The organism is Xanthomonas sp. F4, assembly GCF_011761895.1.
This window is the reverse complement of the sequence record NZ_JAASQX010000007.1, coordinates 257823-277749: the sequence shown is the minus strand read 5'-3', so window position 1 is coordinate 277749 and position 19927 is coordinate 257823. Positions and strand designations below refer to the sequence as shown.

The window sequence follows — 19927 nt, the reverse complement described above, 5'->3', positions numbered from 1 at the left end:
GTCATCCGGGCGCTGAAACAGCGGCTAAGCGAACGCGGCAAAGCCGGCAAGCAGATCGTGTGCGCCGCCATGCGCAAGCTCCTGCACCTCGCCTACGGCGTTCTCAAATCGGGCACCGCGTTCGACCCGAAAAGGGGCCTTGCCTGCTAGGGGGTAAGACGGTATCTACAACGCACACCTGTGCCGCCGCGCACCATGCAGGTTGCGCGCTTTGTGGGAGGGACTTCGGTCCCGACTGCACGCACTCAGAAGCGGGCGACTGTGTGCAGCAGCGGCGCCTTGCCTGCTCAGCCGAGCCGCCACCAGCGCAGGCCGTAGGCGGGCAGGGTGCCGTTCCAGTTCGCCAGCCCTGCCGGATCGCTGCCGCCGTCGGCGATGGTCTGCCAGTCTCTAGTGCCCAGCGCCGCGGCGACATCCACCACGATCGGGTGGGCGCTGAAGTTGTAGACCGCCACGAAGTCCTCGCCGCGGGCCAGGCCGAGCAGGGCGGGATCGCCAAGCGGCACCGCGCGCAGCGGCTGATCGGCAGCCAGTGTCGCAGTAGCGGCGCGCGCGGTGATCAGGTGGCGCAGGCGGGTGTAGACCTGGCCGGGCAGGCTGGCGGTGTCGTGGCGTCGAGCAGCACGCTCCCAGTCCATGGCTGGGCGATGCAGCCAGCGGCCTTCGTGGCGGCGCAGCGGATCGTCGCGGTAGGTCTCGTCGTTGCCCAGGGCCAATTCGTCGCCCATGTACAGCAGCGGCATGCCCGGCATCGCCAGCGCCACGGCGTACAGCAGCAGCAGGCGGCGCACACCCAGTTCTAGCGCGTCGGCGTCGTCGGCGGCCAGCGCCGCGGCGATACCGGTCAGCGCCGCGCTCATGCCGTTGCTGCCGTGCACGCCATCGCCGCTGCTCTGGAAGGCTTCGCCGCGCGCATAGCTGTCCGGCGTGCGGCCAGCGTAGAACTGGGCGATGCGCGCCAGCGCGAACGGCGCCACGCCATCGCCGCCGGCGGCTTCGCGCTGCAGGACGTTCCAGCCGATATCGTCATGGCAGCGTACGTAGCTGAGCCAGCCGCAGGCCGGCGGTAGCGCCGGCGTCTGCGCGATCGCTGCCTGCACGATGTCGCCGCGCTGCTCGGCCAGCGCCACCCAGCCGGCCGCCATCAGCGTGCTGTGGTAGGCCAGGTGGCATTCGTGGCCGCGCGCGGCGCCGTCGCCGAAGTAGGGCGGTAACTGCGCCATCGGCACGATCGCCTCGGCCTTCAGCAGCACCGCCGGGGCCAGGATGTCGGTAAGCGCGCGCAGCGCCTGCAGGATCGTGTGCGCTTCCGGCTGGTTCATGCAGTCGGTGCCCGGGCGCTTCCACAGATAGGCGGTGGAATCCAGGCGGAACACCTCCACGCCCAGGTTGGACAGGTGCAGTAGCGCCAGCGCCATCTCGCCGAACACTGCCGGATTGCTCCAGTCCAGATCCCACTGGTAGGGGTAGAACGTGGTCCACAGCCACGCGCCGGCCTCCTCCACCCAGGTGAAGTTGCCCGGCGCGGTGTGCGGGAACACCTGGCCCAGGGTGCGCTCGTAGGCATCCACCGCGTCGCGGTCCGGGAGGTGGTGGTAATAGTCCAGGAACCGCGCATCGCCGCGCTTGGCCGCCAGCGCCCAGGGGTGGTCGTCGGCGGTGTGGTTGAGCACGAAGTCGGCGCACAGGCTGATCCCCGCTGCGCGCAGCCGCGCGGTCAGCGCCGCCAGGTCGTCGGTGTCGCCGAGCTGCGGCTCGACCTGGCCGTAGTCGCTGACCGCAAAGCCGCCGTCGTTGTCGCCGGCGCGCGCGCGCAGGAACGGCAGCAGGTGCAGGTAGCGCACGCCCAGTTCCTGCAGGTAGGGCACGCGTTCGCCGACGCCGTTCAAGGTGCCGGCGAAGCGGTCCACATAGGCGCTGTAGCCGAGCATCGCCGGGGTGGCGAACCAGTCGGGCGCGCGCTCGGCATCGAGCTGGCGCAGCGCCGGCGGCCGCGCATTGGCGATAGCCGCCAATTGCGTCAGCCACTGCGGCAGCCACTGCGCGAACGCCGGATGCGTGCCGTACAGCGCGTGCAATGGGGCCAGCAGGCGTTCGCCGTGGCGCTGCAGGCGCGGCAGCAGCACGGCGGCGGCGTCCGGAGGCAGATGCGCCTGCCAGAGGGTGTGGGCGAGCGCGGACAGTGCGGAAGGAGCGGGTGCGGTCATGGGGGGGCTTGGCCGCGCCCCGGGCGGGGCGCGGATGTGCGGTCCTCGTCAGAAGTCGTAGCGCAGGCTGAGGCTGGAGGTGCGGCCCGGGATCGAGCGCGCGCGGATCACGCCGGAGGACGCATCGGCGATGGATGCCTCCTCGGCTTCAGTCAGGCCGAAGGTATCGAACAGGTTGTTGACGTTGAGCGAGACGGTCAGCGCATCGGTGATGCGGTAATCGGCGAACAGGTTGACCTGGGTGTAGCCGGGCATCTTCAACTGATTGCTGTCCTGGGTGTAGGCCGAACTGGTGCCGATCGCGTTGACCCCGACCTGGTAGCGCTCGCCGCGGTAGCTGGGCGTCAGCTGCCAGACGAAGCGTGCCTGCCGCCGTGGGGTATTGCCGGCGTTGGCCGGGGTGATCTGGTCCTTGTCGATGGTGGCATCGGTCCAGGTCAGGCCACCGTTGAGGTTGAAACCACCGGCGCGGTACGCGGCTTCCAGCTCCAGGCCGTGCGCCTTGTAGGTGCGGTCGAAGAAGCGCTGGGTGGTGGCTTCGTAGTTCTGCTCCTGCGTGCGCGCGGCGAAGGCGGTGGCGAACAGGCTCAGCCCGCCGCTGCGCCACTTCAGGCCGCCTTCGAGCTGTTTGACCACGTTCACCGCTTCGTTGGAGGGCACCGAGCCGTCGTCGCGGACCACGCCGAACAGCAGGCGGTCGGCGTTGGCGCGAGCGCCGCGGCTGTAGCGCGCGAAGGCCGCCAGATCGTCGTTGAACATGTAGTTGCCGCCGAACGAGTACGACAGGTAGTTCCAGTCGTAGCGCACCGGCTTGCGGTTTCCGTAGTCGATGGTGGCCACGCTTTGCTCCGGCGCCTCGATCACGCCGTCACCATTCACGTCGACATTGCTGGCCAGCACGCCGCCGGCGGTGTTGCCGCGGGCGCGGCCCATGTCGTAGCGCAGGCTGCCGTCCACGCTCAGCGGGCCCTGGTCCCAGCTCAGCGCCAGATACGGTGCGTTGATGTCGTAGCGCACGTCGTAGTGGCGGGTATTGTCCAGTCCCCAGTACGGCACGCCGTAGGCGTACAGACCGTCCTGCGAGCGCAGGCTGCCGTCTGCGGCGACCACGTCCAGCAGCCGCGGGCGATGCGCCAGCGACTGCACGTAGGAGTTCCAGGTCCAGTCCACGTCGATGGTCTGCCGCGAGGTGTACCAGCCGGCCTTGAGGTTGAGGTTGCCGCCGTCGCCGCTGCCGAAGTCGCGGGCCAGGCTGACATCGTTGACCGCGTTGCCCAGGTCGTTGAGGTGCACGTTGAACAGGTGCGTGCGCAGCGCCAGGCCGGTGTAGGCCTGGCCGGCGTTCGGCCCGTCGACGTAGCGCAGGCCGGCGCCGGCGCCGCCGATGCTCGCCGCCAGCGCGCCGGCATCGGCGACCTGCGCCGGGAATGGCGAGACGAAGCGGCCGGACGTGTCGGCGATGCGGAACTTGTCGGTCAGGGTCCAGCCGCCGCCGACGTCGAACTGCGCCTCGGCGCCGAACGCACGCGACAGCGGATGCATGCCGTCGCCCAGTTCCACCCGCGAGGGCTTGTTGCCGCCATCGAGGGTGGCGCTGCTGCGGAAGTACGGGCTGTACAGCGTGTCGGTGCCCGGATCGAAGCCGTCGATGCTGCCGAAGTGCGGTGCGCCGTCGCGGCCGCTGACCCGGGTCGGCACCGGCAGGTAGCCGGCGGCACGGTCGTTGAGGTACTTGGCGTAGACGCGCACGTAGCCGTTGTCGAACAGCCGGGTCAGATTGGCCTTGAGTTGGCCGCCCTTGTCGGTGGTGTAGCCGGCATCGCGGATGCCGTCGCCACGGCGATAGAAGCCACCGACGTTGAACTGCCAGTGCTCGGCGAACGGTGCGCCGTAGTCGAAGTCCAGGCGCGTGTTGTCGTAGCCGCCCAGGCCACGGGTGAGGCCGACGCTGCCGCCGGCGGTCTCGCCGGTCTTGCTGATGAAGTTGATGATGCCGCCGGGCGAGTTGCTGGCGAAGGTGGAGGCCGAGCCACCGCGGATCGCCTCGATGCGCTCCAGGCTGTAATCGGCGCGCAGGAAGATGTCGGCGTTGCCGAAGGCGATGTCGCCGAACTCCAGCACGGGCAGGCCGTCTTCCTGCAACTGCAGGAACTTGGCGCCGCCGGAGGCGACCGGCAGGCCGCGCACGGCGATGTTGGCGTTGCCTTCGCCGCCGCTGGACTCGGAACGGATGCCGGGGATGTTGCGGAAGATCTCCGCGGTGCTGCGCGGCGCCGACTGTTCGATCGCCTCGGCGCCGACGGTGCTGACCGAGACGCTGGATTTGAGCTTGCTCTTGGGCGTGGCGGTGCCGGTGACGAACACCGAGTCCAGGCTGACCACGTCGTTCTGCGCCGCCGGGGCGTCGGCAGCGGGGGTGGCCTGTTGCGCGAGCGCGGCCGGGGCGGACAGCGCCGTGGCGACGGCCAGGGCCAGGGTCTGCAGGCGGATCGAAGGGTGGTGCATCGCTGTCTCTCCCGAAGCGAGGGTGCAGTGGGCGGCGGCGCGCCAATGCCGCAAACGGGCAGGACACGGCGCGAACGGTGGGTGCGGCGGGCTACAGATACGGCTGCCTGCAAACGATTGCAACTTGCAGTGCAGCAAAGCCGGTCGCCGTACCGTTCGCTCTCTTTCAAACGGGATTAGGTTGCATTTTGCATGGTGCAACGCAGCGTTACAAACGATTGCAGGCGCAGCGACACTCCGCTCCGCCGCCGCGGCACGCCTCCCGCGTGTCCGACCCCTTCAGGCCGATGCCGATGCTCATGCGTTCCGATCGTCCCCTGCTTCCGCTCTCGCGCGTGCTGGCGCTCAACGCCGGTTTCTTCGGCGTGCAGTACAGCTTCGGGCTGCAGCAGAGCAACATGAGCCCGATCTACAACTACCTGGGCGCCGACCACGCCAACCTGCCGTATCTGTGGCTGGCCGGCCCGATCACCGGGTTGGTGCTGCAGCCGGTGGTCGGCGTGCTCAGCGACCGCACCGTGACCCGCTGGGGCCGGCGCATGCCGTACATGGTGGTGGGCGCGTTGGTCTGCAGCCTGTGCCTGCTGACCATGCCCTTCAGCGTGGCGCTGTGGATGGCGGTGGCCCTGCTATGGATGCTGGATGCGGCCAACAACGTGGCGATGGAGCCGTACCGTGCGCTGGTCAGCGACGTGCTGGCGCCACCGCAACGGCCGCTGGGCTACCTGACCCAGAGCGCGTTCACCGGCCTTGGCCAGACCCTGGCCTACGTCACCCCGCCGCTCCTGGTGTGGCTGGGCATGAACCAGGACGCGGCCAACGCCCACCACATTCCCTACGTCACCATCGCCGCGTTCGCGATCGGTGCGGGTTTCTCCGCCGCGTCGATCCTGCTCACCGCGCGCAGCGTGCGCGAGCCGGTGCTGCCGCCGGCGCAACTGCAGCGCTTGCGCAGCGCCGCGGTCGGGCCGTTGGCGACGTTGCGCGAGATCGTCGACGCGGTGCGGCAGATGCCGCCGACGATGCGGCAGATGGCGCCGGTGATGCTGTTCCAGTGGTATGCGATGTTCTGCTACTGGCAGTACATCGTGCTGTCGCTGTCGACCACCCTGTTCGGCACCACCGCGGCCGATTCGCATGGCTTCCGCGAGGCCGGCCTGGTCAACGGGCAGATCGGTGGCTTCTACAACTTCGTCGCGTTCCTGGCCGCGTTCGCGATGGTGCCGGTGGCGCGCCGGTTCGGCCCCAAGGCCACCCACGCCGTGTGCCTGGTCGCCGCCGGCCTCGGCATGTGCCTGCTGCCGTCGATCCACGACCGCTGGCTCTTGCTGCTGCCGATGATCGGCATCGGCCTGGCCTGGGCCAGCATGATGGGCAATCCCTACCTGATGCTGGCCAACAGCATCCCGCCCGAACGCACCGGGGTGTACATGGGCCTGTTCAACCTGTTCATCGTGCTGCCGATGCTGATCCAGATCGTGACCCTGCCGCTGTACTACGACAGCCTGCTGCACGGCGACCCGCGCAATGTGATTCGCCTGGCCGGCGCGCTGATGCTGGCGGCGGCGGTGGCGATGGGGTTGGTGAGGGGGCGGGATTCGGGAGTAGGGATTCGGGATTCGTAAAGCGGCGGAGCCGGGATTCGCGCGTCGGGAGTCGGGATTGGAAAAAGCCGGCTCAGCCAGTACACCCTCAGCGCGCAAGTCCCGCTTTTACGAATCCCGAATCCCGAATGCCCAATCCCAGCCTTTCACGCCGACTCCCGCACCACCAGGCTCACCGGCAGCTCCACCGATTCCACCGGCGCCCCGGCGATCAGGTTCAGCACGCCGTCCACCAACAGCGTAGCGGCGTGTGCCAGGTCCTGGCGCACCGTGGTCAGCGGCGGCTGGCTGTAGGCGGCCAGGGGGATGTCGTCGAAGCCGACCAGGGCGATGTCCTGCGGCACGCGGTGGCCGGCTTCGATCAGGGCGCGGATCGCGCCCAGCGCGATCACGTCGGAGGCGGCGAAGACCGCATCCGGCGGGTCGGTCTTCTTCAGCATCGCACGGGTCAGGCGGTAGGCGTCCTCGCTGAGGAAATGGCTGCGCGCGTGCAGTCGCGGGTCGAACGCCAGGCCGTGCGCGTCGAGCATGCGCCGGTAGCCAGCGAAGCGCGGTGCCACTTCCGGTAGCTGCTCGTCGCCGAGAAAGGCGATGCGCCGGCGGCCGTGCTCGATCAGGTGCGCGGTGGCCAGTTCGCCGCCGCGCAGGTTGTCGCTGCCGACGCTGGCATAGGCCTGGCCGTCGATGCGGCTGCCCCACACCAGCATCGGCAGGCCGCCGCGCGCGGCGGCGTCGAGCGAGGCGTGCTCGTGGCTCTGGCCGAGCATGATGACGCCGTCGGCTCGGCTGCTCTGCGCCAGGTCCTCGACCCAGTGGTCCTGGTGCTGGTCCAGCTTGGACAACAGCATGCTGTAGCCGCGCGCGGTCAGCGCATCGGCGAGCAGCGCCAGCATGGTCATCATGAACGGGTCCGACAGCGGCTGCTCGTGCGCGTGCATCAGCGGCACCGCCACGCAGACGATGTTGGAGCGGCGCGAGCGCAGGCTGCGCGCGACCGGGTCGACCCGATAGCCGGCATCGCGCGCAAGCTGCTTGATGTAGGCGCGAGTGCGTTCGGCGACCACCGGATTGTCGGCCAGCGCGCGCGACACCGTGGATTCGGACACGCCGGCCATGCGCGCGATGTCGGCCATCTGCAGGCGCGCGGCGGGCGCGCCGGGTTCGGGTTTGTCGGACATGCGGAGCGGGCGCGACGGACGAAACGGAACTGGCAGTGTATGCCAGGCGCGCGTCGCGGCGCTGCGCATGGCTAGGGCGTGTCATCAATTCCCGAGCATGCCGCGCCGCGATTGCGCGCGCCTGTGGCAAGGAAGAGCGAGGACGTGGACGTCCGTCCACGCCCGAGCGATGACGCGGCCATGGGCGCGCGCAATCGCGGCCCTTCGGGTTGGGCCTGGCAGGCGCGCGGCCGGCGCCGCGCGGCTTGACCTGACGGCCAGTCAGGCGCTGCGCCACGCAACGCCGGCCGCGCGCCTGCCAGACCCAACGCGGCATACTCGGGAATTGGTGACACGCCCTAGGCCATGTGCAGGCCGCCGTTGACCGCGTAGTCGGCACCGGTGACGTAGGCGGCCTCGTCAGAGGCCAGCCAGGCGCACAGCGCGGCCACTTCCTCGGGCTTGCCGAGCCGGCGCAGCGGCACCGAGCTGGCCAGGCGATCGAGCACGTCCGGCGGGAAGCCGCTGATCGCTGCGCTGGCGATGTAGCCGGGCGAGACGGTGTTGACGGTGACACCGCGCGAGGCCACTTCCTGCGCCAGCGCGCGGCTGAAGCCCTGCATCGCCGCCTTGGCGGTGGCGTAGTTGATCTGCCCGATCTGGCCCTTCTGCGCGCTGACCGCGCCGATGTTGACGATGCGGCCCCAGCCGCGCGCGGTCATGCCGTCCACCACCTGCTTGGTGATGTTGAACAGCGCATGCAGGTTGCTGGCGATCACCGCCTGCCAATCCTCGCGCCCCATCTGCCGGAACAGCATGTCGCGGCTACCGCCGGCGTTGTTGACCAGCACGTCGATCTCGCCGACCTCGACCTTGACCTTGGCGAACGCGGCCACCGTGGAATCCCAGTCGGTGGCGTTGCCCTCGGAGGCGATGAAGTCGAAACCGAGCTCGCGCTGCTCGCGCAGCCACGCCGACTTGCGTGGCGAGTCCGGCCCGCAGCCGGCGACCACGGTATGGCCATTGCGCGCCAGCTTCTGGCAGATCGCGGTGCCGATGCTGCCCATGCCGCTGGTGACGTAGGCGATTCTGAGGGTCACGGTGAACTCCTTCGGAGTTGGGATTCGGGATCGGGGATTGGGGAGTCGGGATTGGACGAGCGCGCGGGCAGTGGCTTCTACGCATCCCGAATGCCCAATCCCCAATCCCGGGCGGCGCTCACTTGGCCAGCGGAAACAAACCGAACAACAACCCGCCGCCCATCAACACCAACGAAATCAGCACCGCCCACTTCAGGGTGAAGCGTTGGTGGTCGGCGAAGTCGACCTTGGCCAGGCCGACCAGCAGGTAGGTGGACGGCACCAGCGGGCTGAGCAGGTGCACCGGCTGCCCGGCCAGCGAGGCGCGGGCCATTTCCACCGGGGTGATGCCGTAGTGGCTGGCGGCTTCGGACAGGATCGGCAGCACGCCGAAGTAGAAGGCGTCGTTGGACATGAAGAAGGTGAAGGGCATGCTCGCCAGCGCGGTGATCACCGCCAGGTACGGGCCCCAGGCGTCGGGGATCACCGCCAGGAAGCTGCGCGACATCGCCTCGACCATGCCGGTGTTTGACAGAATGCCGGTGAACACGCCGGCGGCGAAGATCAGCGACACCACCGACAGCACGTTGCCGGCATGGTTGACCAGGCGCCGGCGTTGCTCGGCCAGGTTCGGGTAGTTGATCAGCAGCGCCAGCGCAAAGCCGATCATGAACAGCACCGGCATCGGCAGCACGCCGATCACCAGCGCCGCCATCAGCGCCAGGGTCAGCACCAGGTTCACCCACAGCAGCCGCGGCCGCTTGATGTCCTCGGCGTCTTCCACGGTTGGCAGGGCCTCGCCGTCGTCGGCGACGCTGCCGTCCATCCAGGCATCGCCGGGCAGCGTCACCACGCCGAGCCGGCGCCGCTCCTTCAGGCCCAGGTACCAGGCCAGCAGCAGGATGCCGACGATCGCCAGCGCCATCGCCGGCACCAGCGGCACGAACACGTCGGCCGGGTCCACGTGCAGGGCGGTGGCGGCGCGCGCGGTCGGGCCGCCCCACGGCGTCAGGTTCATCACGCCACCGGCGAGAATGGTCACGCAGGTCATGTTCAGCGCGTTCATGCCCAGGCGGCGGTACAGCGGCAGCATCGCCGAGACGGTGATCATGTAGGTGGTGGAGCCGTCGCCGTCGAGCGAGATCAGCAGCGCTAGCACCGCGGTGCCGACAACGATCTTCATCGGGTCGCCCTTGACCAGGCGCAGGATGCGCCGCACCAGCGGATCGAACAGACCGGCGTCGATCATCACCCCGAAGTACAGGATCGCGAACATCAGCATGACGCCGGTGGGCGCGATCTTCTTGATCCCCTCCAGCATCATCTCGTTGATGCCGGTGCCGAAGCCGCCGGCCAGCGCGAACACGATCGGCACGATGATCAGCGCGACCAGCGGCGACAGCCGCTTGCTCATGATCAAGTACATGAAGGTAATGACCATTCCGAAACCGAGCGCGGTCAGCATGGAAGTTCCTCAGGGTGATGCATGAAAGAAAGTGGACCCCACATCAGGGATCAGAAAAGAGGCCGACCAAACGTCACATCGCAAGATGCCGCCGTTGCGAATCCCGAATCCCCACTCCCCAATCCCGGCTCTCAGAAGTCATATTGGAAGCGTCCAGTAATCGCCCGCGTGTGGTCCAGCGTCACGCCAGCCAGGTGATCGCGGTTGCGGCTGTCGATCAGGTTGAGCATCAGCCGCAGATTCGGCTTGAGGTACCAGTTGCCGGCCAGCGTCCACGATGCGGTGGAGGCGTCGAGCAGGTCCGGCTGCCCGTCGCGGTGCTGCTCGCCCCACATGCGGTCGTAGCGCAGCGCCAGTTCGAAGGCGCCGTACTTGTGGTTGACCTGCTTGATGCGGGTGAAGCGGCCGGTCTTGCGGTCGTAGCGGCGCGACTCACCGGTGGCGAACCAGCTGACGAAGCCGTAGGCGGCCATCACGTCGGCGCGCTGCGCGCCGTCGTCGAACACCCCGCCGCTGAATTCGCCCTGCCACGACAGTGGCCCGCGCACCTGTGCGTACTCCAGCGACCACTTGTCCACGTCGGTGTCGCGGCCGTCGGCGAAGCGTGCCAGGGTGACGCGGCTGTCGTCGGACAGGTGGCCGGCCGGGCGCGGGCGGATGCTCAGCGCCGGTGCGCCGCCGGCGCCCGGGTGGTCGTAGTGCTCGTGCGCCAGCGACAGGCCCAAGTGCAGCACGTCGCCGTCCCGCGCGCCCGGCGCCCAGGTGCCACGGCCGCCGAACGCATGGCCGCGGACGTTGGAGACATCGATGCTCTGCAGGCTGTAGACGCTGGCGGCCCAGGTGGTATCGGTGCCCGCGGCCTGCCACGACACCGCCTTGCGGTACAGCGGCGCCAGCGTGCTGGCCGCGCCGCTGCGCTCCAGGAACTGGCCGAAGTTGGAGCCGGTGCGGTCGTCGAGCGTGAAGTACTGCTTGAACTGGCCCACGGTCAGCATGCCGGCGCCGAACGTACGGGTGATGTACACGTCCTTGGCCTCGATGCCCTTGCCGTTGAAGTCGTCCTGCAACCCGGCGAAATCGCCTTCGACCTTGTAGCCGAACCCGAAGAACTTGCCGGACACGTCCAGCCACAGGCGGCGGATCTCGGTGTCGTCGGGGTTGGGCGTGCCGCGATGGTCGTTGTCGAAGTGGGCGAAATCCCAGTGCAGGCGGCCGCCGAACTCGGCGGTCACCGGGCCATCGTCGTCGGTGGCGGCGCGCGCCGATCCGGCCAGGCACAGCAACGCGCAGGCGCTGCCCCATGTCAGAGTCTTCAGTTCCACGTCCCCTCCCAGGTGCGTGTCGCAGCGATTGGATCGGTCCGCGAGTAATCGCCGCGGACCGGCATGGACGCAGCCTAGTCGGGCATAGCTGTCATCGACCTGTCGGTGGGGCCGGGATTGGGGATTGGGGATTCGGGATTGGTAAAAGCGCTCTGCGCGCTGTCTGCCCGGGCGCAGGCGCGTTAGCATCCGCGCACGGAGCCGCTCTTGCGAATCCCCAATCCCGAATCCCCAATCCCCGACCCATGCGCCTGCTCCTGGTAGAAGACAACGCCGATCTCGCCGATGCGATCGTGCGGCGCATGCGCCGCAGCGGGCATGCGGTGGATTGGCAGCGCGACGGCTTGAGTGCGGCCGGGGTGCTGCGCTATCAACGCTTCGATCTGGTGGTGCTGGACATCGGCCTGCCGGGGCTGGACGGGTTGCGCGTGCTGGCCGGCCTGCGCGAGCGTGGCGATACCACGCCGGTGCTGATGCTGACCGCGCGCGATGGGATCGAGGATCGCGTGCAGGCGCTGGACGTGGGCGCCGACGATTACCTGGGCAAGCCGTTCGACTTCCGCGAGTTCGAGGCGCGTTGCCGGGTGTTGTTGCGGCGCAATCGCGGCCAGGCCAGCGAAGTGGTGCAGCTCGGCGGCTTCGCCTTCGACAACGCCGCGCACAGCGTCAGCCTGGACGGCACGCCGATCGAGTTGCCCAACCGCGAGTACCGCCTGCTGGAGATCCTGATCGGCCGGCTCGGCCAGGTGGTGGGCAAGGACGAGATCGGCAACGGCCTGTTCGGCTTCGACGACGAGGCCGGGCCGAACGCGATCGAGCTGTACGTCGGGCGCTTGCGCAAGAAGCTGGTCGACGCGCCGTTGCGCATCGTCACCGTGCGCGGCGTCGGCTACAAGCTGGAGGCGGCCGCGACGCCGCCGGATCCGGCGGCAGCGGACGCCGATGGCTGAGGCCGCGCCGCCGCCGCCATCGATCCGGCGCACCCTGCTGCGCTACCTGGGCGCGCTGTCGCTGCTCGGCGCGGTGGCGCTGTTCTTCGTCGCGCGCGACTACGGCCAGCGTGCCGCCAACCGCTCCTACGACCACCTGCTGGTGTCCTCGGCGCTGTCCATCGTCGATTCGGTGGCGCTGGCCGGCGGCCAGTGGCAGGTGGACCTGCCGTATGCGGCGCTGGACCTGTTGGCGATGGCGCCGGAGGACCGGGTGTTCTACCGCGTGTTCGATGCGCGCGGGCGCACCATCACCGGCTACGACGACCTGCCGGCGGCGCCGTCGCTGCCGCGCGCGAGCGCACCGCCGCGCTTGTTCGACGCGGTCTACAGCGGCGAACCGGTGCGCTTTGCGGTGGTGTCGCGGCGCGTATCCTCGGCGGCGGCGCAGGACCAGGTGTGGGTGCAGGTGGGGCAGACCCGCCGCGCACGCGAGGCGCTGGCGCAGGACGTGGTGCTGCACGCGCTGGTGGCGATCGCGCTGTTGTCGCTGCTGGCCTTGGCGCTGGTGTGGCTGGGCGTGTCGCGCGCGCTGCGGCCGCTGCGCACGCTGGAGCGCGAGTTGTCGCGGCGCGAACCGTCCGAGCTCAAGCCGGTGGCCGCGACCGCGCCGCAGGAGATGCAGCAGATGGTGGCGGCGCTGAACCGCTTCATGGCGCGCCTGGCCGGCAGCAACGAGACCCTGCGTGCGTTCATGGCCGAGGCCGCGCACCAGATGCGCACGCCGCTGGCGGCGCTGCGCGCGCAGGCACAACTGGCGCTGGACGAGGACGACCCGCACGAGATGCGCCGCAGCCTGGAGGCGATCGAGCGCAATGCCACGCACATGAGCCGCCTGCTCAACCAATTGCTCAGCGATGCCAGCGTGATCCACCGCTCCAACCTGCAACGCTACGCCAGCGTCGACCTGGCCGAGGTGCTGCACCAGGCGTTGCACGATGCCCTGCCGCAAGCGGCGCCGCGGCCGCGCGTGCAGTTGGCCATCGCCAGCGAACCGGCACTGGTGCGCGGCGATGCGCTGCTGTTGCGCGAGGCGATCAAGAACCTGATCGACAACGCCTGCAAGTACGGCGGCGACGGCGCGCTGCAGGTGGCGCTGACCTGCAACGCGCACGACTGCGTGGTGACCGTGGCCGACCACGGCCCGGGCATCGCCGCGGCCGAGGCCGAGCGCGTGTTCGAGCGCTTCGTGCGCGGCGAGGGCGCGGCCGCCGGCGGCGCCGGGCTGGGCCTGGCGATCGTCAAGCGCGTGGTCGAGGCCCATGGCGGGCGCATCGACCTGTCCAATCGCGTGGGCGGCGGCCTGATCGCCAGCCTGCACCTGCCGAGGCTGCATCCATGACCCTGCCCGCGCTGCTGCGCCGTCTGCTACTGCTGCTGACCGTGCTGTTCGCCGGCAGCGCCCTGGCTGCGCCCGGCGACGTGCGCCGCTTCCCGGCGCAGGGCGCCGCCACCGCGCAACTGTGCATCCAGGGCTCGACCGATATCGAGGTGTTCGCCGCGGTGATCGGCGACTACCAGCGCCTGCATCCGCACACCGAGGTGGTGTACCAGGATGCGATCGCCTGGGACATCTACCAGCGCTATCTGCATCCAGGACCGGGCCCGCGCTGCGCCGATCTGCTGATCAGCGCCAGCATGGACCTGCAGACCAAGCTGGTGAACGACGGCCACGCGCTGGCGCACCGCTCGCCGCAGACCGAGGCGCTGCCGGCGTGGGCGCAGTGGCGGCACGAAGTGTTCGGCATCAGCTACGAGCCGGTGGCGATCGTCTACAACACCGCGCGGTTGCCGGCCGCGCAGGTGCCGCGCACCCGCCGCCGGTTGCTGGAACTGCTGCGCGCGCCCGGCCTGCCGCTGCGCGGGCGCATCGGCACCTACGACGTGGAGCGCAGCGGCGTGGGCTACCTGTTCGCGACGCAGGACAGCCAGCTTGGCAGCATGGCCGGGGCGCTGCTGGCGGCGATGGGCGACAACCAGGTGGTGCTGGAGGAGCGTACCGGCGTGCTGCTGGACAAGGTCGCGCGCGGCGAGCTGCTGCTGGCCTACAACGTGCTGGGCTCGTACGCGCAGGCGCGCATCGATGCCGGCGCGCCGCTGGCGATCGTGCAGCCGGAGGACTACACCCTGGTCGCGCTGCGCACCGCGGTGATCCCGCGCGACAGCCCGCATGCGGCCGAGGCGCGCCGCTTCCTGGATTACCTGCTGTCCCCGCGCGGGCAGCAGGTGCTGTCGCGCGAGGCGCGGCTGCAGCCGATCCTGCCGCAGCCGGGCGTGGCGGCGCAGGGTGGGCCGGCCGCCGCCGCGGCGTTCCGCCCGATCGCGCTGGGGCCGGGGCTGCTGGTGTACCTGGACGCGCTGAAGCGGCGCCAGTTCCTGGACGCCTGGCGCAGCAGCATGCAGCAGGCGCCGCCGCACTGAGCTAGGGCGTGTCACCCCTCCCCGAGCATGCCGCGTTGGGTCTGGCAGGCGCGCTGCCGGCGTTGCGTGGCGCAGCGCCTGACTGGCCGTCAGTTCAAGCCGCGCGGCGCCGGTAGCGCGCCTGCCAGACCCAACCCGAAGGGCCGCGGTTGCGCGCGCCCGTGGCCGCGTCATCGCTCGGGCGTGGACGCACGTCCACTTCCTCGCTCTTCCTTGCCACAGGCACGCGCAACCGCGGCGCGGCATGCTCGGGGAGGGGTGACACGCCCTAGGGCGCCTGCGCTCAGCGTGCGAAGCGTGGCTGGCGCCCGGGCGAACACAGCACGCGCACGCTGTCGCCCAGTTCCTCCGGCGCGCCGCCGGCCAGCAGCGCGTGCAGGCGCGGCCGGTCCGGGGCTGCGCCGGGTGCCAGCCCAACCCAGGCGTCCTTGCCGGCGCCCTTGGCGGCGTAGAGGCAGCGGTCGGCCAGGCCCACGCTCTGTTCCCAGTCGCCCAGCGCCGGCCACGCGGCGACGAACGGCCAGGGCGCGAAGCCGATCGAGCAGGTCAGCGTCAGTTCGCGTTCGGCCAGGACGAAGCCCTGCGTCGCCACCGCCGCGCGCAAGCGTTCGGCCAGATCGCTGGCGGCGTCCTCGCGCGGCAGGCGCGTGACCAGCAGGAACTCCTCGCCGCCCCAGCGCACCAGCAGGTCGCGCTCGCCGCACAGCCCGCGCAGGCGGTCGGCGCAGTGCACCAGCGCGGCGTCGCCGGCCTGGTGGCCGTAGTCGTCGTTGATGCGCTTGAAGTTGTCCACGTCGATCATGAAGAAGTACAGCGCATCGGCGCTGCTGCCCGCGTCCAGCGCGGCCAGCAGGGCCGGGCATTCGCGTGCCAGCCAGTCCTGCAGTTCGCGGCGGTTGGCGACCTGGGTCAGTGGATCCAGGCGCGTGGCCGCCTGCAGCCGCGCATTGCTCTGCAGCAGTTGCTGGTTGGCGCGCTCGAGCTGGCGGGTGCGCTCGGCCACGGTCAGGTTCAGCAGTTCCACCATGTCGCGCTCGCGACTGACCGTACGCCGCACCCGCTGCAACGCCAGGCCGAGCAGCGCCAGGCACAGCACCACGTAACCGGCGTAGGCCAGCGGGTGCCGCCACGGCGGCGGCAGCACCTCGATCTGCAGCCGTCGCGCGGCGCCGAACTGTCCGTCGCGGCCGGCCGCTTCCACCACCAGCGTGTAGCGGTCCGGCGGCAGGTGGCTGACCGAGAAGTCGCTGTGCGCGGTCTGCGGGTACACCCAGCCCTTCTGCAGCCCGTCCACGCGATAACGCAGGCGCGCGGTGCCCGGGGCGGCGAAGTCGATCGCGGTCATGCCGATGGTGAACACGTTGTCGCGGTGGTCCAGGACGATGCGCTGCGCGTAGACCACGTCGCTCTCGGCCTGGTTCTCGCCGCCGTTGCGGTCCTCGCCGGCATTGAGGATGCGCAGGTCGGTGAGCACCGCGCGTGCCTGCGGGCTGCGCAGCGGCAGGCGCGTGGGGTCGATCACGTCGACGCCCTGGGTGCCGCCGAAGTACAGCAGGCCGCGCGCGTCGCGATAGCCGCGGCCGCTGTTGTATTCCTGGTTCTGCAGGCCGTCGCGGCGGCCCAGGCTCTGCACGATGCGGGTGCGCGGATCGAGCACGCTCAGGCCGTTGTTGGTGCTCAGCCACAGCCGTCCCTGCGGGTCCGGCAGGATGGTGTAGATCACATTGCTGCTGAGTCCCTCGCGGTCGCTGTAGCGCAGTGCCACGTCGCGCTTGAGGTCGACCCGGAAAAGGCCGCCGGAGAAGGTGCCCACCCACAGCACGCCATCGCGTTCGTACAGCGACCACACCGAGGCGTAGAGCGGGCTGCCACGCGGGCGGTACGGCTCGACGGGACGGTCGCTGCGCATGCGCCACAGGCCGCAGTCGTTGCAGCCGATCCACAGCGTGTCCTCGCTGTCGCGGTAGATCCGGGTCAGGGTGTGTCCGTTCAGTGGCGCCCAGCGCGGATCGTCGTGCACGCGTCCGCCGACCACGCGGGTCAGGCCGCGGCGGGTGGCCACCCACAGCGTGTCGCCTTCCAGCATCAGGTCGTTGATGTGCTCGTCGGCCAGCCCGCCCAGGCGCCGCAGTGCGCCGCCCCGGTCCAGATGCCACAGCCCCTGGCGCGTGCCCAGCCACCAGCCGTCGCGGTCGGCGGCGATGCTGCGGATCGCCTGGCTGGCCAGTCCCGGCACCACATGCCAGGCGGTGTGGCTGCCGTCGCGCAGCAACAGGCCCTGGTCGGTGCCGATCAGCATGCGCTCGCCGTCGCGCCAGATGCTGCGCACGCTGCTGCTGGGCCAGGCATGGATGTCGCTGACGCGCTCTTCGTCGTTGCGGATCACCGCCGACAGCGGCCGTACCCGGTACAGGCCGCCGGTGTAGGTGCCGATCCACCAGGTGCCGTCGGGCGCCTGGTAGAAGCGGATGATGGCGCTGTTCGGCGGCATGTCGAAGCTCAGCTGCTGCGGCACATGCCGCGCGCTGTCCAGTTGCGTCACCGTGGCGTTGGTGGTGCCGATCAGCACGCGGCCGTCGTGCAGCCGGATCAGCGCGCTGAGGTCGCTGCCGCCGGTGAGCAATTGGGTTGGCGTCCAGTGCGCCAGCACCGCGCCGTGCGCATCGAGCTGGAACAGCCCGCCGCGCGCCGAGGCCAGCCACAGCCCTTCCGGCCCGGATTGCAGACCCACGCATTCGTCGATGCCGCGCGGCGCCGGCAGTTCCTCGCGCGCCTCGCGGCCCAGCCGCCACAGCCGGCATTGCCGGTCCAGCGCCACCGGCTGCTTGCCGTCCGGCATCCAGGTCAGGCCTACCACCGGCGCATCGCCGCCCAGCGGCCGTGCCCGCTGCAGGTCGGCGTCGACACGGTCCGCCCCGCGTTCGGTGCCCAACCACGCGCCGCCCTGCGGATCGATCAGGATCTGGGTGATGCGGTTGTGCGACAGCCCCTGCTTCGCGCCGAGGCGGTGGTGTTGCCAGGTGGCCAGCTCGATCACTTCCAGGCCGGCATCGTTGGTGCCCAGCCACAGGCGGGTGCCGTGCGGCTCGAAGCCGATGCTGTCGATGCTGCTGCTGAGCAGGCTTTGCCGGCTGTCGCTGCCGAGCTCGTGCCGGTAGGCGCGGAACAGATGCCCGTCGAAGCGGTTCAGGCCTTCCTGCGTGCCCACCCACAGGAAGCCCTGGTCGTCGCTTTGCAGGGCGTTGATCGACAGTTGCGACAAGCCGTCGTCCAGGCCGAAGTGTTCCAGGCTGCTGGGCAGGTCGGTGTCGTCGACCGTCTCGGCCGCGGCCGCAGCCGGGGTCAACACCAGGCACAGGATGAGGCAGGACGCGGCCAGCGGCAGGCGGCCCAGCAAGTTGGAGAGCGAGACGGTCACGCCGTGTTATCGGCCATGGTGGGTCCGGCCTTGAATGCGCGGCGGGCGGTGCCTCGTCGCTGGCTGCGGCAGGTAAGGCGCGGCGCGTTGTTCCGTGCGGAGCATGCCGAGCTCCGCCACGTGGTACGTGCCGCCGCCGACGGCCGTGGCCCGCCAATCGCCGCACCACCGACGCGGCCCGGCGCGCGCACGCTCGGCATCCAACCGCGCCGCACGTACACTGCATGCTCTGCGCGCTGTCCGCGCCCACCCGACGACGCCTCACGGCGTCCTGCCAGCCGCCTCACGCCCATGGATGCCCCGACGATCCTGGTCGCCGACGACCACCCGCTGTTCCGCGCCGCCGTGCTGCACGCGCTGCGCCAGGCCTTGCCGCGCGCCCTGGTGGTGGAGGCGGCCAGCGCCGCGACCCTGGACGCCGCACTGGCCGCGCAGGCCGATGCCGACCTGATCCTGCTGGACCTGGCCATGCCCGGCGCCCGCGGATTCTCGGCCCTGCTGCACGTGCGCGGCGAGCGCCCGGACGTGCCGGTGGTGGTGATCTCCTCCAACGACCACCCGCGGGTGATCCGCCGCGCGCAGCAGTTCGGCGCGGCCGGGTTCATTCCCAAGTCCTCGCCGGCCGAGACCATCGGCATCGCGGTGGCGGCGGTGCTCGACGGCGGCACCTGGTTCCCGCCGCTGACCGCGGCGCGTTCGGAGGCCGACGCGCAACTGGCCGCGCGCCTGGCGCAACTGACCCCGCAGCAGTTCCGCGTGCTGCTGTGCCTGGCCGACGGCCTGCTCAACAAGCAGATCGCCTATGAGCTGGGCCTGGCCGAGAACACCGTCAAGGTCCACGTGACCGCGATCCTGAAGAAGCTCGAATGCCACAGCCGCACCCAGGCGGCGGTGCTGGTGAAGGCGCTGGAGCCGGAAGGCGAAGCCTGAACCGGGGCATCGGCGGGGGGCGTTTTCCGCGGCGCCCGGATACGCGATGCTATGCGCCGATGCCCGCGCCCCCTGCGGGCGGAGACCACCGGACCATGCCCACCCCGACCATCCGCAACGAGCAGACCGCCTACTATCCGTTCCTGCAGGAGATGCTGGACGACGACTACTTTCCCCCGTCGCTGGTCGGCAAGGGGCAGAAGATCCTGCTGCGGTTGTGCGAGGCGATCGAGGCGCAGGCACCGGCGGACCTGCCGGCGCTGTACCGGCTGACCCATGCCGCCACCGAGGAGTTCAACAAGCTGGCGCTGGAGTTCGAGGCCCACGACAGCGAGATCGAGACCGCTGCAAGCGCGAACATCGGCGTGGATTTCCTGCACATCGCCAGGGCCTATGGCTTTGCCGACGCCGATGTCGAGGAACTGATCGCTCCGCGCGAGTGGTGAAATCGGCTTTTCCTTCTCCCTTCGGGAGAAGGTGCCCCGAAGGGGCGGATGAGGGTACGGCGGCCAGCGCTGCCTCAATGCAAGGGCAGTGAAGGGGTTGGTTGCCAATTGCGCATGAGGTCTTGCGTGGCGCTGCGCGCTCCGTACCCTCACCCCAACCCCTCTCCCGAGGGGAGAGGGGCTTGCGCGCTTCCCTTCTCCCCTCGGGAGAAGGTGCCCCGCAGGGGCGGATGAGGGTGCGGCGGCCAGTGCTGCCTCATTGCAAGGGCAGTGATGAGCTTGGTTCGCCAGCTGCGCATGAGGTCTTGCGTGGCGCTGCGCGCCCCCCGGACCCTCACCCCAACCCCTCTCCCGAGGGGAGAGGGGCTGCGCGCTTCCCTTCTC

Annotated in this window: 13 protein-coding genes; 6 read left to right on the top strand and 7 right to left on the bottom strand. The window is 70.1% G+C overall.

The window, feature by feature from the left end:
* Positions 1–287: 287 nt before the first annotated feature.
* Both FHR66_RS19135 and FHR66_RS19130 read right to left on the bottom strand, forming a co-directional pair.
* Complete coding sequence (locus FHR66_RS19135; protein ID WP_202395013.1) at positions 288–2207, bottom strand: alpha-amylase family glycosyl hydrolase; 1920 nt, start codon at positions 2205–2207, stop codon at positions 288–290.
* Between the two features lie 48 nt (positions 2208–2255).
* On the bottom strand, positions 2256–4712 hold the full coding sequence (locus FHR66_RS19130) for a TonB-dependent receptor domain-containing protein (RefSeq protein WP_160971055.1): 2457 nt from the start codon (positions 4710–4712) through the stop codon (positions 2256–2258).
* A 299-nt stretch (positions 4713–5011) separates the two neighbouring features.
* Here FHR66_RS19130 and FHR66_RS19125 point away from each other — a divergent pair, with 299 nt between their 5' ends.
* Positions 5012–6337 (top strand): MFS transporter, encoded by a 1326-nt coding sequence (locus FHR66_RS19125; RefSeq protein WP_167088041.1) that lies wholly within the window; start codon positions 5012–5014, stop codon positions 6335–6337.
* A 125-nt stretch (positions 6338–6462) separates the two neighbouring features.
* Here the strand turns inward: FHR66_RS19125 and FHR66_RS19120 are convergent, their stop codons facing one another.
* The 4 genes from FHR66_RS19120 to FHR66_RS19105 all read right to left on the bottom strand — a co-directional run bounded on the left by FHR66_RS19120 (position 6463) and on the right by FHR66_RS19105 (position 11339).
* Complete coding sequence (locus FHR66_RS19120; RefSeq protein WP_160971117.1) at positions 6463–7494, bottom strand: LacI family DNA-binding transcriptional regulator; 1032 nt, start codon at positions 7492–7494, stop codon at positions 6463–6465.
* A 338-nt stretch (positions 7495–7832) separates the two neighbouring features.
* A complete protein-coding gene (gene phbB / locus FHR66_RS19115; protein WP_160965240.1) occupies positions 7833–8573 on the bottom strand; it encodes an acetoacetyl-CoA reductase in 741 nt (246 codons plus the stop codon).
* 118 nt (positions 8574–8691) lie between these two features.
* A complete protein-coding gene (locus FHR66_RS19110; RefSeq protein ID WP_160965242.1) occupies positions 8692–10017 on the bottom strand; it encodes a CitMHS family transporter in 1326 nt (441 codons plus the stop codon).
* Between the two features lie 131 nt (positions 10018–10148).
* On the bottom strand, positions 10149–11339 hold the full coding sequence (locus FHR66_RS19105) for a porin (RefSeq protein ID WP_160965244.1): 1191 nt from the start codon (positions 11337–11339) through the stop codon (positions 10149–10151).
* Positions 11340–11584: 245 nt separating this feature from the next.
* On the opposite strand from FHR66_RS19105, the gene FHR66_RS19100 reads away from it, so the two are divergent.
* Genes FHR66_RS19100 through FHR66_RS19090 form a run of 3 tightly spaced genes read left to right on the top strand, consistent with a single transcriptional unit; the run spans position 11585 to position 14749 of the window.
* Positions 11585–12289, top strand: coding sequence for a response regulator transcription factor (locus FHR66_RS19100; protein ID WP_160965246.1), 705 nt, complete (start codon positions 11585–11587; stop codon positions 12287–12289).
* On the top strand, positions 12282–13670 hold the full coding sequence (locus FHR66_RS19095) for a sensor histidine kinase (RefSeq protein WP_160965248.1): 1389 nt from the start codon (positions 12282–12284) through the stop codon (positions 13668–13670). Before FHR66_RS19100 ends, FHR66_RS19095 begins: the two co-directional genes overlap by 8 nt.
* Positions 13667–14749 carry an ABC transporter substrate-binding protein gene (locus FHR66_RS19090; RefSeq protein ID WP_184447118.1) on the top strand — a complete coding sequence of 361 codons (1083 nt, stop codon included), beginning with the start codon at positions 13667–13669 and terminating at the stop codon, positions 14747–14749. Before FHR66_RS19095 ends, FHR66_RS19090 begins: the two co-directional genes overlap by 4 nt.
* Positions 14750–15032: 283 nt before the next feature.
* On the opposite strand, the gene FHR66_RS19085 is transcribed toward FHR66_RS19090, so the two are convergent.
* Positions 15033–18167 carry a ligand-binding sensor domain-containing diguanylate cyclase gene (locus FHR66_RS19085; protein ID WP_167088039.1) on the bottom strand — a complete coding sequence of 1045 codons (3135 nt, stop codon included), beginning with the start codon at positions 18165–18167 and terminating at the stop codon, positions 15033–15035.
* 291 nt (positions 18168–18458) lie between these two features.
* Here FHR66_RS19085 and FHR66_RS19080 point away from each other — a divergent pair, with 291 nt between their 5' ends.
* Both FHR66_RS19080 and FHR66_RS19075 read left to right on the top strand, forming a co-directional pair.
* On the top strand, positions 18459–19097 hold the full coding sequence (locus FHR66_RS19080) for a LuxR C-terminal-related transcriptional regulator (RefSeq protein WP_048490880.1): 639 nt from the start codon (positions 18459–18461) through the stop codon (positions 19095–19097).
* Between the two features lie 95 nt (positions 19098–19192).
* Positions 19193–19543 carry a DUF5713 family protein gene (locus tag FHR66_RS19075; protein ID WP_160965252.1) on the top strand — a complete coding sequence of 117 codons (351 nt, stop codon included), beginning with the start codon at positions 19193–19195 and terminating at the stop codon, positions 19541–19543.
* Positions 19544–19927: the final 384 nt, after the last annotated feature.